The sequence below is a fragment of the Enterobacter sp. R4-368 genome (assembly GCF_000410515.1).
Lineage (GTDB): Bacteria > Pseudomonadota > Gammaproteobacteria > Enterobacterales > Enterobacteriaceae > Kosakonia.
The window spans coordinates 2,462,680-2,476,149 of sequence record NC_021500.1 but is presented as its reverse complement, the minus strand read 5'-3'; the positions used below and the strand labels follow the sequence as shown (position 1 = coordinate 2,476,149).

General features: G+C 53.0%; 19 protein-coding genes. 7 read left to right on the top strand and 12 right to left on the bottom strand.

Features of this window, described 5'->3' with window-relative positions; all coding sequences use genetic code 11:
• From npr to H650_RS11575, 11 genes are all read right to left on the bottom strand, one after another.
• On the bottom strand, positions 1-273 hold the full coding sequence (gene npr, locus H650_RS11625; RefSeq protein ID WP_007369893.1) for a PTS phosphocarrier protein NPr: 273 nt from the start codon (positions 271-273) through the stop codon (positions 1-3).
• Positions 270-1,124 (bottom strand): RNase adapter RapZ, encoded by an 855-nt coding sequence (rapZ, locus tag H650_RS11620; RefSeq protein WP_020455446.1) that lies wholly within the window; start codon positions 1,122-1,124, stop codon positions 270-272. The genes npr and rapZ overlap by 4 nt, the downstream gene beginning before the upstream one ends.
• Before the next feature lie 45 nt (positions 1,125-1,169).
• Entirely contained in the window at positions 1,170-1,661 is a 492-nt protein-coding gene (gene ptsN / locus H650_RS11615; protein WP_017457319.1) for a PTS IIA-like nitrogen regulatory protein PtsN, read from the bottom strand.
• An 81-nt stretch (positions 1,662-1,742) separates the two neighbouring features.
• On the bottom strand, positions 1,743-2,030 hold the full coding sequence (hpf, locus tag H650_RS11610) for a ribosome hibernation promoting factor (RefSeq protein WP_020455445.1): 288 nt from the start codon (positions 2,028-2,030) through the stop codon (positions 1,743-1,745).
• 22 nt (positions 2,031-2,052) lie between these two features.
• On the bottom strand, positions 2,053-3,486 hold the full coding sequence (gene rpoN / locus H650_RS11605) for an RNA polymerase factor sigma-54 (protein ID WP_044489499.1): 1,434 nt from the start codon (positions 3,484-3,486) through the stop codon (positions 2,053-2,055).
• A 48-nt stretch (positions 3,487-3,534) separates the two neighbouring features.
• Entirely contained in the window at positions 3,535-4,260 is a 726-nt protein-coding gene (gene lptB / locus H650_RS11600; protein WP_017457322.1) for an LPS export ABC transporter ATP-binding protein, read from the bottom strand.
• Between the two features lie 6 nt (positions 4,261-4,266).
• Positions 4,267-4,827 (bottom strand): lipopolysaccharide ABC transporter substrate-binding protein LptA, encoded by a 561-nt coding sequence (gene lptA, locus H650_RS11595; protein ID WP_017457323.1) that lies wholly within the window; start codon positions 4,825-4,827, stop codon positions 4,267-4,269.
• Positions 4,796-5,371, bottom strand: coding sequence for an LPS export ABC transporter periplasmic protein LptC (lptC, locus tag H650_RS11590; RefSeq protein ID WP_020455443.1), 576 nt, complete (start codon positions 5,369-5,371; stop codon positions 4,796-4,798). Before lptC ends, lptA begins: the two co-directional genes overlap by 32 nt.
• Positions 5,368-5,934 carry a 3-deoxy-manno-octulosonate-8-phosphatase KdsC gene (gene kdsC, locus H650_RS11585; RefSeq protein WP_020455442.1) on the bottom strand — a complete coding sequence of 189 codons (567 nt, stop codon included), beginning with the start codon at positions 5,932-5,934 and terminating at the stop codon, positions 5,368-5,370. Before kdsC ends, lptC begins: the two co-directional genes overlap by 4 nt.
• 14 nt (positions 5,935-5,948) lie before the next feature.
• Positions 5,949-6,935: an arabinose-5-phosphate isomerase KdsD gene (gene kdsD / locus H650_RS11580; protein WP_020455441.1), complete on the bottom strand. Its 987-nt coding sequence runs from the start codon at positions 6,933-6,935 to the stop codon at positions 5,949-5,951.
• Between the two features lie 13 nt (positions 6,936-6,948).
• Positions 6,949-7,923: a calcium/sodium antiporter gene (locus H650_RS11575; protein ID WP_020455440.1), complete on the bottom strand. Its 975-nt coding sequence runs from the start codon at positions 7,921-7,923 to the stop codon at positions 6,949-6,951.
• Positions 7,924-8,152: 229 nt separating this feature from the next.
• Between H650_RS11575 and mlaF the strand changes: the two genes are divergently transcribed.
• The 7 genes from mlaF (at position 8,153) to murA (ending at position 12,949) form a co-directional block, all read left to right on the top strand.
• Positions 8,153-8,965, top strand: a complete 813-nt coding sequence (gene mlaF, locus H650_RS11570; protein ID WP_017457328.1) for a phospholipid ABC transporter ATP-binding protein MlaF — start codon at positions 8,153-8,155, stop codon at positions 8,963-8,965.
• 7 nt (positions 8,966-8,972) lie between these two features.
• Positions 8,973-9,755 (top strand): lipid asymmetry maintenance ABC transporter permease subunit MlaE, encoded by a 783-nt coding sequence (gene mlaE, locus H650_RS11565; RefSeq protein ID WP_020455439.1) that lies wholly within the window; start codon positions 8,973-8,975, stop codon positions 9,753-9,755.
• A gap of 4 nt (positions 9,756-9,759) precedes the next feature.
• Positions 9,760-10,311, top strand: a complete 552-nt coding sequence (mlaD, locus tag H650_RS11560) for an outer membrane lipid asymmetry maintenance protein MlaD (RefSeq protein ID WP_020455438.1) — start codon at positions 9,760-9,762, stop codon at positions 10,309-10,311.
• Positions 10,312-10,327: 16 nt separating this feature from the next.
• Complete coding sequence (gene mlaC / locus H650_RS11555) at positions 10,328-10,966, top strand: phospholipid-binding protein MlaC (RefSeq protein WP_020455437.1); 639 nt, start codon at positions 10,328-10,330, stop codon at positions 10,964-10,966.
• The gene (mlaB, locus tag H650_RS11550; protein ID WP_020455436.1) at positions 10,963-11,256 is read left to right on the top strand and encodes a lipid asymmetry maintenance protein MlaB; all 294 of its coding nucleotides are present in this window, start codon (positions 10,963-10,965) and stop codon (positions 11,254-11,256) included. The genes mlaC and mlaB overlap by 4 nt, the downstream gene beginning before the upstream one ends.
• 126 nt (positions 11,257-11,382) lie before the next feature.
• A complete protein-coding gene (gene ibaG / locus H650_RS11545; protein ID WP_017457333.1) occupies positions 11,383-11,637 on the top strand; it encodes a BolA family iron metabolism protein IbaG in 255 nt (84 codons plus the stop codon).
• A 52-nt stretch (positions 11,638-11,689) separates the two neighbouring features.
• Positions 11,690-12,949, top strand: coding sequence for a UDP-N-acetylglucosamine 1-carboxyvinyltransferase (gene murA, locus H650_RS11540; protein WP_020455435.1), 1,260 nt, complete (start codon positions 11,690-11,692; stop codon positions 12,947-12,949).
• Between the two features lie 94 nt (positions 12,950-13,043).
• On the opposite strand, the gene sfsB is transcribed toward murA, so the two are convergent.
• Complete coding sequence (sfsB, locus tag H650_RS11535; protein ID WP_020455434.1) at positions 13,044-13,319, bottom strand: DNA-binding transcriptional regulator SfsB; 276 nt, start codon at positions 13,317-13,319, stop codon at positions 13,044-13,046.
• Positions 13,320-13,470 lie beyond the last annotated feature (151 nt).

The window sequence follows — 13,470 nt, the reverse complement described above, 5'->3', positions numbered from 1 at the left end:
TTAATCTTCATCAAACCCGGCGTTAAACAGCGCAATCACCGCCGCCAGCGCTTCTTCTTCCTGCGGGCCGCTGGCCTCCACTTCAATTTGCCGGCCTTTCGCAGAATCCAGCATCAGCAGCGCAATCACGCTGCTGGCTTCTGCTTCGGTGCCTTCATCATTGCGCAGCAGCACTTCCGCATCGAAGCCCTGTACCAGTTCAAACAGTTTCATGGCCGGGCGCGCATGCATTCCCAGCTTATTGGTGATCTCAACGGTTTGTTTTACGGTCATGTTTTGCGTTTTTCCAGCGTACGGTGACGGGATTGAACGTTCTTACCGCGCGAGCGGAAATAATCCGCCAGTTGTTCGGCGACATAGACGGAGCGGTGTTTACCACCGGTACAACCGATGGCCACGGTCAGATAACTACGGTTGTTGGTCTCCAGCATCGGTAGCCACAACTCGAGATAACTGCGCGTCTGGTAGATAAAATTGTGCACTTCCGTATGTCTGTCGAGGAACGCCGCGACGGGTTTGTCGAGACCAGTCATCGGGCGCAATTTAGGATCCCAGTGCGGGTTCGGCAGGAAACGCACGTCAAACACGTAATCCGCATCGATAGGAATACCGTGCTTGAAACCGAAGGATTCAAAAACCATGGTCAGCTCGCGTTCACGCTTACCTAACAGGCGCGTACGCAGCATTTCTGCCAGCTCATGCACCGACATTTCCGAGGTGTCGACAATCAGATCCGCTCGTGAACGCAGCGGTTCCAGTAAGTTGCTCTCTTCGTCAATCGCGCTTTCAAGCGACAGATTTTTGCTGGAGAGCGGATGCAGACGACGCGTATCACTGTAACGGCGGATCAGCGTGTTGCGATCGGCATCGAGAAACAATAATTGCGGTGAAAAGGCATCCGGCAGATTGCTCATCGCCTGTTCAAAAACTTCCGGTGACTCCGGCATATTTCGCACATCGATACTGACGGCAGCGGAAGTCTGACGCTCTGCAAGCGTCTGCGCCAGTTCCGGCAGTAGCACGACCGGCAGGTTGTCGACGCAATAAAAACCCATATCTTCCAGGGCGCGCAGAGCGACGGATTTCCCTGAACCCGAACGACCACTGACGATCATCAGGACCATGAACCATTTCTCCTCAGTACAACTGATAAAAAGGTTTCCTTCCCGTTACGCATCGTCGCTTTCACCTTCCGTCTGCGTGATGATTTGATACAGCTCTTCATCACTTTGCGCGCTGCGCAGGCGCCGACAGATAGTTTTGTCCGCCAGCCTTTTGGCGACCAGCGAGAGCGTATGCAGATGCGTTTTGGTTTGATCCGCTGGCACCAACAGGGCAAACAGCAGATCGACAGGCTGATTATCGATAGCGTCGAAGGCAATGGGCGTTTCGAGTTGCACAAAAACGCCAACGGCGCGAAGCGTGTCTTCTTCAAGCTTACCGTGCGGAATGGCGATACCGTTTCCAATGCCGGTGCTGCCCATTTTCTCGCGCGTAAGGATCGCTTCAAAGACGACTTGTGGCGGTAAGCCTAACTGTTTTGCCGCCAGTTCACTGATGATTTCCAGAGCGCGTTTTTTACTCTGGCAGTGAACGCCGCTACGGGTACATTCCTGGTTAAGGACATTGCTCAATTGAAGAGCGGAATCGTTATTCATCATAATTTCACCTGAGCGACGCCAGAGCCAGTCACCCTACCGGGTTACGGTAGGGTGCAACGCGCCAGACGGACGCTCGGACAATTAGTGCTGTTTCAGTTTATCTTTATGCTTCGTGAGCTGCCGCGCCAGTTTATCTATCAAACCGTCGATAGCAGCGTACATATCCTGCCCTTCCGCGCTGGCATGCAACTCGCCGCCATTGACATGGAGCGTCGCATCCGAGGTGTGAGTCACTTTCTCCACTTTCAACACAATATAGACCTGATTAATCCTTTCGAAATACTGTTCAAGCTTGGCGAATTTATTGGTCACAAATTCACGCAGAGCATCAGTGATCTCGACGTTTTGTCCTGTGATGTTAAGCTGCATAGTGTCTTCCTTATCGGTTGGGTCAAACCAGCTGTTTACGCTGATTCGACGGCGGAATGGATAAAGATTCTCGATACTTCGCAACGGTACGCCGCGCCACCATAATTCCCTGATCGGAAAGCAGGGTCGTCAGCTTACTGTCGCTCAGCGGTTTTGCAGGGTTTTCTGCGGCGATCAATTTCTTCACCAGCGCGCGAATAGCGGTAGAGGAGGCTTCGCCACCACCTTCGGTATTGACGTGGCTGGAGAAGAAATACTTCAGCTCGAAAATGCCGCGAGGACTGTGCAGGTACTTCTGGGTCGTTACACGAGAAATCGTCGACTCGTGCATCTCGACGGCCTGGGCGATATCGGCCAGCACCATCGGTTTCATAAATTCTTCGCCTTGTTCAAAGAAGGCTTGCTGCTGCTCAACAATGCAGCGGCTAACGCGCAACAGCGTATCGTTGCGGCTCTCGAGGCTTTTGATCAACCACTTTGCTTCCTGCAAATTGCTGCGGATGAACTGGTTATCGGCATCGTTACGTGCGCCGCCGCCCATCGAGGCATAATGCTGGTTGATTTGCAGACGTGGAATGCTGTCGGAGTTCAGCTCCACCGTCCAGCGACCGTTATGTTTACGTACCAGAACATCCGGAATCACATATTCCGGTTCGCTGGTCTGGATCGACTGGCCAGGGCGCGGATCCAGAGACTGGATCAGATTTACCGCCTCTTTCAGCACCTCTTCTTTCAGCCGCGTCACGCGCATCAGGGTGCGGAAATCATGGTTGGCGAGCAGATCCAGATGATCGCTAATGATAAGCCGAGCTTCTTCGCACCACGGTGTCTCTTTGGTGAATTGCGAGAGCTGGATCAGCAGGCAATCGCGCAGATCCCGCGCGGCAACGCCAACGGGATCGAAGCGCTGAATGCGTTTAAGCACCGCCTCGACCTCATCAAGCCCCACGTCATCATTGCCCATGCTCTCCAGCACTTCTTCCAGCGAAACGGTGAGATAACCTGTTTCGTCAACGGCATCAACAATGGAGGTTGCGATAGCACGATCGGTGTCAGAGAAGGGGGTCAGCCCTACCTGCCACATCAGATAATCCTGCAATGACTGCGTGGTTTCGCCCTGATAGATAGGCAATTCGTCGTCGATGTAGTCGTGGCTACTGCCGGAAGGGGTACCTGCGGTGTAAATTTCATCCCAGCTGGCATCCAGCGGCAGCTCATCCGGCATCTCTTTTTGTTCGAGAGCGTCAACGGTATCCAGACCGTCATTTTCCTGAACCTGCTGGCTATCGACTTCCTCATGAAGGTCAGTTTGTTCCAGCAATGGGTTACTCTCCAGCGCTTGCTGAAGTTCCTGCTGAAGTTCCAACGTGGACAACTGCAGCAGACGGATGGCCTGTTGCAGTTGTGGCGTCATGGCTAGCTGTTGGCTGAGCCTTAGTTGCAAACCTTGCTTCATATTCAGAGCAGCACTCTCCGACAAAAAACGTCAATAAACCCTACCCTATCAGAGTCTGAAGTCTTCCCCAAGATACACGCGCTTAACGTGTTCGTCTTCAAGGATTTGCTGCGGTGTTCCATGCGCAATGAGATGCCCCTGACTGACGATATAAGCACGCTCACACACAGCCAGCGTTTCACGAACATTATGGTCAGTAATCAGCACGCCCAGGCCGCTGTCACGCAGGTGCTCAATAATACGTTTAATATCGATAACCGAGATTGGGTCAACGCCGGCAAACGGTTCATCCAGCAGGATAAATTTCGGATTCGCCGCCAGCGCGCGGGCAATTTCCACACGGCGACGTTCACCGCCGGAGAGCGATTGACCCATATTGTCGCGCAGATGTTCGATGTGAAACTCTTCCATCAACTCATTGGCGCGATCTTCGCGTTGCTCTGAGGTCAGGTCATCGCGGATTTGGAGGACGGCCATCAGGTTGTCGTAGACGCTCAGGCGGCGAAAAATCGAGGCTTCCTGCGGCAGGTAACCAATACCGCGGCGCGCACGCGCATGCAGCGGCAGCAGACTGATATCTTCATCATCAATAATGATGTTACCCGCGTCACGCGACACAATGCCCACCACCATATAAAAGGTGGTGGTTTTCCCTGCGCCGTTAGGGCCAAGCAGCCCGACGATTTCGCCAGAGTTGACGGTCAGACTGACATCCTCAACTACGCGGCGGCCTTTATAAGCCTTGGCGAGATTCTTTGCAGTTAATGTTGCCATAACGAATTAGTTACTCTTTTTTTGCGCCGGAGCCGGGGTTTGTTTGTTGCTCTTATCCTGTAACTGCGACGGAACCAGAACGGTGGTCACGCGTTTGCCTTTGTCGCTGAACGCCTGCATTTTCTGCTCTTTCACCAGATAGGTGATTTTGTCACCAGTGATATTGCTATCCAGCTGTTCCAGATAGGCGTTACCGGTCAGCACAACGAAATCTTTTTCCAGTTCGTAATGCATCTGCGAGGAGTGGCCCTTAACGGGTTTGCCATTGTCCTGCATTTGGTAAAACGTCGCCGGGTTGCCGTAACCGTCAATGATCTCTTTACCTTGCTGACCACCCGGACGGGTAACGACCACTTTGTCGGCATTAATTTTAATCGTCCCCTGGGTTACCACGACGTTGCCGGTGAAAGTCACGACATTACCCTGCATATCCAGCGACTGCTGATCGGAGTCGATATGGATAGGTTGATCGGTATCCCCGGTCACGGCGAGCGCCGGAAGCGCGGCGGCCAAAAGCGTGGTGGCCAATACAAGATTAAGGCTGCGTTTGTTTGTTTTGAATTTCATAGGAGCTTCTAACCTTTTCAATCAGCTCGGCGTTTTTGCTGCGTAAATTGCCGCGCATTTTCAGGCCGGTGGAATTAAATGTTGTACCGTACAACGTGACCTGATCATTCGAGGTAACATCCTGCGTTACCAGATTAATCTGGGCGTTATCCGTGGTGATTTTTCGCAGCTGGGCGTCCGCCGTCAGCGCATTGACTTCAACATGTCCATAAAGATAAAGCATTTTGTCATCGGTCAGCTTCGCTTTGTCTGACTTTATCGACCAGGTTGGAACCTTATTCTCGTCGAATGTTGTCAGTACGGGCTGCGCGAACCAACTCACACCTTCAGCAGAAAAGTATTCCACGTTCTGCGCGATAAGCCGGTAGTTAAGCGCCCCTTCCGGGCTATAAACCACCGTATCTGTATGTTGGCTTTTGTAAGTCGGGTCGGCATTGTTGGTGGCGACCGGATTCGCATCATCCTGAGCAGTCAGGTTGATCCCAATCAGGACCAGTGCGGCCAGCGCCAGCAGAATGATGACCCAACGTCTGGTTTTACTCATATCGATTGCCCTTTGGCCTCATCCAGCTTGCCCTGCGCCAGCAACAACAAATCACAGACTTCACGAACTGCGCCCCGGCCGCCATTAATGCGCGTAACGTAATCCACGCGCGAAAGCAGCAGCGGATGAGCATCGGCAACGGCAACGCTCAGGCCAATTTCCGCCATCACTGGCCAGTCGATCAGATCATCACCCACATAAGCAACCTGCTCTGGGGTAAGCGACAGCTTTGCCAGTAGCTCGCGGTAAGCGAGCAGTTTATCCGACTGACCTTGATACAAGTGCTTAATCTTTAGCGTTTCGCAGCGATCTTCCACTAGTTTAGCTTTTCGCCCGGTAATTATGGCAACCTCAATGTCGGAAGTGAGCGCACAACGGATCCCGTAGCCATCGCGCACATTAAATGCTTTCAGCTCTTCTCCGTTATTGCCCATATAGATGAGCCCATCGGATAACACGCCGTCTACATCCAGAATCAACAGGCGTATTTTTTCCGCTTTCGCCATAACTTGCGTGCTTACCGGCCCATAACAGGTCGCAAGCGACGCGCCAGCATTACTCATTCTTATGTCCTTCTTTACACTACGCCAGCGCGCAGTAAATCGTGCATATGTAACACACCCAGCAACTGGTCGCCATCGGCCACCAACACGGAGGTAATGTGCCGGGATTGCATCAGATTCAGCGCATCCACTGCCAGCGTGTTGGGACGTACCCGAACACCGCCGGGTGTCATGACGTCGGCAATGCCCATGCTGCGAACATCGCCGCCCATATCGAACACGCGGCGTAAATCGCCGTCGGTAAAGATGCCTTCAATTTTCATCAAATCATCGCAGATAACCGTCATGCCCAGGTTTTTACGCGTGATCTCAAGCAGTGCGTCGCGCAGGCTGGCGTTTTTGCTGACATGGGGGATTTCGTCACCGGTGTGCATGATGTCATTGACGCGCAGCAACAATTTGCGACCCAGTGCACCGCCGGGATGCGATAAGGCGAAATCTTCCGCCGTAAAACCGCGCGCTTTCAGCAACGCTACCGCCAGCGCATCACCCATTACCAGCGCTGCCGTGGTGCTGGACGTGGGTGCCAGACCCAATGGGCAGGCTTCTTTCGGAACCTTCACGCATAAATGGATATCTGCGGCGCGCGCCATGCTGCTTTCGGGGCGGCTGGTCATGCAAATCAGCGATACTTTTAATCGCTTCAGCACCGGGATCAAGGCGAGGATCTCGTTTGACTCTCCTGAGTTTGACAGCGCAATGACCACATCTTGCGGGCTGACCATTCCCAGATCGCCATGGGCCGCTTCGCCCGGATGCACAAAGAAAGAGGGGGTTCCGGTGCTGGCAAATGTGGCCGCCATTTTTCTACCGATATGGCCGGATTTGCCCATTCCCATTACCACCACTTTTCCGGCGCAATAGAACATTTTTTCGCACGCCTGCGTGAAGTCGGCGTTGATGTATTGATCCAGCTTTGCGAGGCCTTCACGTTCAATTTCCAGGACTTCTTTACCTGCTTGTTGAAAGTCAAAACCCGGCTGCAAATCTATTTGCGACATAATGCGTATCCGATTATCCAGTCAAAAGCGGCGACAGCCAGTAGAGCAGCGCCAGCCATACGATAAACCCGCCGAACAACAGTGCGCCGACGCCTCTGCTGATTTGCTTACGTCGCCAGCAAATCAGGGCAAAAAGGGCACTGACCAGCAACATCACGCCATAATCACGCGTAAAGGCCATCGGGTTAAACTCGCCCGGCGCAATCAACGCGGGCAAACCCAGCACGATAGCAATGTTAAAAATGTTTGAACCAATAATATTGCCAATGGCGATATCGTCTTCGCCTTTGCGCGCACCAGCAATCGCTGTCGCCAGTTCAGGCAGGCCAGTACCAATAGCAATAACCGTCAGGCCAATAGTCAGCTCGCTAATAGCAAAGTAGTTCGCTACCACGGTTGCGTTATCCACCACCATACGTGTTGCCATCGGCATGATAATTAACGCTACGCCCAGCCAGAGGAACGCGACTGAAAGGCTGCCGTCTCGCGGTAGCTCCGCCAATTGCTCTCGGGTGAGACTGTCGTTGCCCTGGCGCTCGGCCAGGCGGGCAATTTTAACAATGAACACCAGCCATAGCACGGCTAATAACAGTAAAATAATGCCGTCAAAGCGGCTGAGGTGCCCATTGTACAACACCACGCCCGCCAGCAGACTGGCTACCAAGGTTAACGGTAATTCGCGGCGCAGAATATCGGAATGTACGGTAAAAGGGTGTAAAAGCGCGGCGACGCCGAGGATCAACAAGATATTCGTGATGTTAGAACCGATCGCGGTGCCGATAGCCAGATCCAACTGACCATGCAGCGATGCGGCGACGGAGGTGATTATCTCGGGCAGCGAGGTACCGATGCTTACAACGGTCATGCCGATGATTAAAGGCGGTACGCCGAATGTGCGGCAAAGGATCGAAGCAGCGAACACCAGACGATCGGCACTGTAGGCCACTAAGAGTAAACCAATTATCAATAGCGCCGTCGCTAAAAGCATCTAACGTCCTTTCTTCAGGTATAATCCGCCGGCTCGCAGGCTGCCATGCCGGGTAAAACCGGGTGTTCCGCGTAGCGTAATGATTCCTAATTTTGACTTTATGCGGCTCAAAAGTAAAACAAATGCCAGCTTTCGCTAACCTCAGCAGGTAATATTCTGTAAAAATGTTGGGTTCGTGATGTTATCAAGCGTCATGCTTGTGGCCGACGAGGCTTATAAGGAAGAGGAAATGAGCCAGACTGTGGCGAATTTGGTCGATGTTCGTGGCGTCAGCTTCTCCCGCGGCAGCCGCCCAATCTTTGACAATATTTCACTGACGGTACCGCGCGGTAAGATCACCGCCATTATGGGACCTTCAGGGATCGGCAAAACGACGCTCTTGCGTCTGATCGGTGGGCAAATTCCGCCTGACAGCGGTGAGATTTTATTCGATGGCGAAAACGTGCCAGAGATGACCCGTTCGCGTCTGTTCACCGTGCGCAAAAGAATGAGCATGCTGTTTCAGTCTGGCGCGTTGTTTACCGATATGAACGTTTTTGACAACGTTGCCTATCCTTTGCGGGAGCACACTCTGCTGCCCGAGCCGTTGCTGCGAAGCACGGTGATGATGAAGCTGGAAGCAGTAGGGCTGCGCGGTGCGGCGGACTTAATGCCATCAGAACTCTCAGGCGGTATGGCGCGCCGCGCCGCGCTGGCGCGAGCAATTGCGCTGGAGCCGGACCTGATCATGTTTGATGAACCCTTTGTGGGTCAGGACCCTATCACGATGGGCGTGCTGGTGAAGTTGATCTCCGAGCTGAATAGCGCGCTGGGCGTCACCTGTATTGTTGTTTCCCACGATGTTCCTGAAGTGCTGAGTATTGCTGATTACGCCTATATTGTGGCTGACAGGAAAATTGTCGCCCACGGAAGTGCGCAAGGGCTGCAAGAGAACAGCGATCCGCGCGTGCGTCAGTTCCTGGATGGTATTGCCGATGGCCCGGTTCCGTTCCGCTACCCTGCGGGTGATTATCAGACCGATTTATTAGAAACAGGGAGTTAAGACGCTCATGCTGCTAAATACACTGGCATCGCTTGGGCACCGCGGGATCAAAACGATCGCAACGTTCGGGCGCGCCGGTTTGATGCTTTTTAATGCGGTGGTGGGTAAACCCGAATTCCGCAAACACGCGCCGCTGCTGGTTCGCCAGCTTTATAATGTCGGCGTACTGTCGATGCTCATTATTATTGTTTCCGGCGTGTTTATTGGCATGGTGCTCGGTCTGCAGGGATACCTGGTATTGACCACCTACAGCGCCGAAACCAGTCTTGGCATGCTGGTGGCGCTGTCGCTGCTGCGTGAGTTGGGGCCGGTTGTCGCCGCGCTGTTATTCGCTGGCCGTGCGGGCTCTGCGTTGACGGCTGAGATTGGCTTGATGCGCGCGACCGAGCAGCTTTCCAGTCTCGAAATGATGGCGGTTGATCCGCTGCGGCGCGTCATTTCGCCGCGATTTTGGGCGGGAGTCATCTCGCTACCGCTGTTGACCATTATCTTTGTCGCTGTCGGTATTTGGGGCGGTTCGCTGGTTGGCGTTAACTGGAAAGGTATCGATACGGGCTTTTTCTGGACCGCGATGCAAAACGCCGTCGAATGGCGGATGGATCTGGTTAACTGTCTGATTAAAAGCGTGGTGTTTGCCATCACCGTAACCTGGATTGCGCTGTTCAACGGTTACGATGCAATCCCGACTTCCGCCGGGATTAGCCGGGCGACAACACGTACCGTTGTGCACTCCTCGCTGGCCGTACTCGGTCTTGATTTTGTGCTCACCGCACTGATGTTTGGGAATTGAGTTCATGCAAACGAAAAAAAGTGAAATTTGGGTAGGCGTTTTTCTCCTGCTGGCGCTGCTGGCGGCACTCTTTATCTGCCTGAAAGCGGCGGATGTCGCCTCCATGCGTACCGAGCCGACTTACCGTATCTATGCCACCTTTGACAACATTGGCGGTCTGAAAACACATTCGCCGGTAAGAATTGGCGGTGTGGTGGTCGGGCGCGTTGCTGATATCTCTCTTGATCCCAAAACCTATCTGCCGCGTGTCGCGCTGGATATTGAAGAACGTTACAACCAGATCCCGGATACCAGCTCACTGGCGATCCGCACTTCCGGGTTGTTAGGTGAGCAGTATCTGGCGCTGAACGTTGGTTTTGACGATCCTGAAATGGGAACTTCTATGCTTAAAGAAGGAAGCACCATTCAGGACACCAAGTCCGCCATTGTGCTTGAGGACCTTATCGGACAATTCCTTTACAACAGTAAAGGCGGTGACAATAAGAATTCAGGCGATGCGGCAGCCCACGATGCAGGGAATACTCAAGCCGCACCGTCTGCTGGCCAGACGAATTAATGAGGAGAATTGACGCATGTTTAAACGTCTATTAATGGTTGCCCTGCTGGTGATTGCGCCGCTGGGGGCCGCGATGGCGGCCGATCAAGCTAACCCCTACGCCGCAATGAAAGACGCGGCACAGAAAACCTTTGATCGCCTCAAAAATGAGCAGCCGAAAATCCGTGCGAACCCGGATTACCTGCGCGATGTAGTCGATCAGGAACTGCTGCCTTATGTGCAGGTTAAATACGCCGGTGCGTTGGTGCTGGGCCGTTATTATAAAGAAGCGACTCCGGCGCAGCGTGAAGCCTATTTCGCTGCCTTTCGCGAATACCTGAAACAGGCTTACGGTCAGGCGCTGGCGATGTACCACGGTCAAACCTATCAGATTGCCCCGGAGCAACCGCTGGGCGATGCGACGATTGTGCCGATCCGCGTGACTATCATCGATCCGAATGGTCGTCCGCCGGTGCGTCTGGATTTCCAGTGGCGTAAAAACACGCAGAGCGGCAACTGGCAGGCTTACGACATGATTGCCGAAGGGGTGAGCATGATCACGACCAAACAGAACGAATGGAGCGATCTGCTGCGTACCAAAGGTATCGACGGTTTAACCGCCGAGCTGCAATCTATTTCCCGCCAGAAAATTACCCTGGACGAGAAAAAGCAATGACAGCCAGTCTAAGCTGGTCACGCGAGGGAGAGTGCCTGAAACTGGTTGGTGAACTGGATCAGGATCTCATAAACCCGCTGTGGGATGCGCGCGTGGAGGCGATGAACGGGGTAACCTGCATCGACTTACATGGCGTGTCACGCGTTGATACTGCTGGTGTCGCGCTGCTGGTTCATCTGGTGGCGCAGGGTAAAAAACAGGGCAGCAATGTTGTGCTTGCCGGGGTGAGTGAGAATGTTTCCACCCTCGCTGCGCTCTATAATTTGCCGCAGGATGTATTGCCTCACTAATTTTTTCAATGCGTTACTACTTAAAGCCCCGTCCTTTATATTGATGGGGCTTTTTGCTTGTTTAAGCCGACGCCACTTTCCTCTAAGATGTGTGACTGTTTTCACTATTAGATGATATTTACACCCATGGAAAATCATGAAATTCAGACGGTGCTGATGAACGCACTCTCTCTCCAGGAAGCCCACGTCACTGGCGATGGCAGTCACTTTCAGGTTGTCGCTGTGGGTGAGATTTTTGACGGCATGAGCCGGGTCAAGAAACAACAGACCATTTATGGCCCGCTAATGGAATACATCGCAGACAACCGTATCCATGCCCTGTCGATCAAGGCTTACACTCCGGCGGAGTGGGCGCGGGATCGCAAACTTAACGGCTTTTGAGCGCAGGGGATAAACCCACTGCGCGTGTGAATTCTTAACAGAGATCAGATGAATGGATAAGTTTCGTGTACAGGGGCCGACGCGTCTCCAGGGCGAAGTGACAATTTCAGGCGCGAAAAACGCCGCGCTGCCGATTCTTTTTGCCGCGTTGCTGGCGGAAGAACCGGTTGAAATCCGTAACGTTCCGAAACTGAAAGATATCGATACCACCATGAAGCTGCTCAGCCAGTTGGGCACCAAGGTGGAACGCAATGGATCCGTATGGATCGATGCGGGTGACGTCAATGTTTTCTGCGCACCTTACGAGCTGGTGAAAACCATGCGCGCATCTATTTGGGCGCTGGGGCCGTTGGTTGCGCGTTTCGGTCAGGGGCAGGTCTCTCTGCCTGGCGGTTGCGCGATTGGCGCGCGTCCGGTGGATCTGCACATTAGCGGTCTGGAACAACTGGGCGCGGAGATCAAACTGGAAGAGGGCTATGTCAAAGCTTCCGTTAACGGGCGTCTGAAAGGTGCGCATATCGTGATGGATAAAGTAAGCGTTGGCGCGACAGTAACCATTATGTCTGCTGCGACGCTGGCGGAAGGCACGACCATTATCGAAAACGCCGCCCGTGAGCCGGAAATTGTTGATACGGCAAACTTCCTCAATACCCTCGGTGCAAAAATCACCGGTATGGGAACCGATCGCATTACCATCGAAGGGGTGAAACGTCTGGGTGGTGGTGTTTATCGAGTCCTGCCTGATCGTATCGAAACCGGGACTTTCCTGGTCGCGGCAGCGATCTCTGGCGGTAAAATTGTTTGCCGTAACGCTCAGCCGGATACGCTGGATGCGGTGCTGGCTAAGCTGCGCGATGCTGGTGCGGATATTGAGGTTGGCGAAGACTGGATTAGCCTTGATATGCATGGTAAGCGTCCGAAAGCAGTGAATGTGCGCACGGCTCCGCATCCGGGGTTTCCGACCGATATGCAGGCGCAATTTACGCTGCTGAACCTGGTGGCTGAAGGTACGGGCGTTATCACCGAGACTATCTTCGAAAACCGTTTCATGCATATTCCTGAACTGATCCGTATGGGAGCTCACGCGGAAATCGAAAGCAATACAGCGATTTGCCACGGCGTAGAAAAGCTCTCCGGTGCGCAGGTCATGGCAACCGATTTACGCGCTTCTGCAAGCCTTGTGCTGGCGGGTTGTATTGCGGAAGGGACCACCATTGTTGATCGTATCTATCATATCGATCGTGGCTACGAGCGTATTGAAGATAAACTCAGTGCGCTTGGCGCGAACATTGAGCGCGTCAAAGGCGAATAAGCCTGTCTGCTGAACTGTAAGAAGGGAGCCTCGGCTCCCTTTTTTTCTATCGCCAGTTCTGGCAAACAAGGGGAGGTGCTACTTGCATGACCGCTTATTTTTCCTCCTTTTTTTTCCTGATCAGCTTCGTCTTATCAATAAATTCGTGGGTGACGGGATCATGGTAACGTGACGGCCAGATAACCCAGGGATCGGTATCCAGCGCACGAGCAATAATCAATTCCCCTTTTGGCCATGAGCGGGTCAGAGCGTTAGCGAGGGTTGAAGAACTTAACCCGTTTTTACGGGATTCCGCAGCCAGCGATGTTCCTTTCTTACGCAGTCCGGCAATGATATCAGCCTGGTGCCAGTCCATTAATTTTGTTTCCATAACATCTCCCTGATAGAAAATAGGTGTCAATTATTTACGCCAACAACGCTACTTACTATACGCATACGGGAGCGTTTGTTCTGAAAAGCTCATGTAATATTTTGCGTTTTAGGATTATGACAAGGCTTGATATTACTGGTTATTTTTCATT

Coding starts and splice junctions, on each gene's coding strand:
- npr (WP_007369893.1), bottom strand. CDS start 273: ATGACCGTAAAACAAACCGTTGAGATCACCAATAAGCTGGGAATGCAT.
- rapZ (WP_020455446.1), bottom strand. CDS start 1,124: ATGGTCCTGATGATCGTCAGTGGTCGTTCGGGTTCAGGGAAATCCGTC.
- ptsN (WP_017457319.1), bottom strand. CDS start 1,661: ATGATGAATAACGATTCCGCTCTTCAATTGAGCAATGTCCTTAACCAG.
- hpf (WP_020455445.1), bottom strand. CDS start 2,030: ATGCAGCTTAACATCACAGGACAAAACGTCGAGATCACTGATGCTCTG.
- rpoN (WP_044489499.1), bottom strand. CDS start 3,486: ATGAAGCAAGGTTTGCAACTAAGGCTCAGCCAACAGCTAGCCATGACG.
- lptB (WP_017457322.1), bottom strand. CDS start 4,260: ATGGCAACATTAACTGCAAAGAATCTCGCCAAGGCTTATAAAGGCCGC.
- lptA (WP_017457323.1), bottom strand. CDS start 4,827: ATGAAATTCAAAACAAACAAACGCAGCCTTAATCTTGTATTGGCCACC.
- lptC (WP_020455443.1), bottom strand. CDS start 5,371: ATGAGTAAAACCAGACGTTGGGTCATCATTCTGCTGGCGCTGGCCGCA.
- kdsC (WP_020455442.1), bottom strand. CDS start 5,934: ATGAGTAATGCTGGCGCGTCGCTTGCGACCTGTTATGGGCCGGTAAGC.
- kdsD (WP_020455441.1), bottom strand. CDS start 6,935: ATGTCGCAAATAGATTTGCAGCCGGGTTTTGACTTTCAACAAGCAGGT.
- H650_RS11575 (WP_020455440.1), bottom strand. CDS start 7,923: ATGCTTTTAGCGACGGCGCTATTGATAATTGGTTTACTCTTAGTGGCC.
- mlaF (WP_017457328.1), top strand. CDS start 8,153: ATGAGCCAGACTGTGGCGAATTTGGTCGATGTTCGTGGCGTCAGCTTC.
- mlaE (WP_020455439.1), top strand. CDS start 8,973: ATGCTGCTAAATACACTGGCATCGCTTGGGCACCGCGGGATCAAAACG.
- mlaD (WP_020455438.1), top strand. CDS start 9,760: ATGCAAACGAAAAAAAGTGAAATTTGGGTAGGCGTTTTTCTCCTGCTG.
- mlaC (WP_020455437.1), top strand. CDS start 10,328: ATGTTTAAACGTCTATTAATGGTTGCCCTGCTGGTGATTGCGCCGCTG.
- mlaB (WP_020455436.1), top strand. CDS start 10,963: ATGACAGCCAGTCTAAGCTGGTCACGCGAGGGAGAGTGCCTGAAACTG.
- ibaG (WP_017457333.1), top strand. CDS start 11,383: ATGGAAAATCATGAAATTCAGACGGTGCTGATGAACGCACTCTCTCTC.
- murA (WP_020455435.1), top strand. CDS start 11,690: ATGGATAAGTTTCGTGTACAGGGGCCGACGCGTCTCCAGGGCGAAGTG.
- sfsB (WP_020455434.1), bottom strand. CDS start 13,319: ATGGAAACAAAATTAATGGACTGGCACCAGGCTGATATCATTGCCGGA.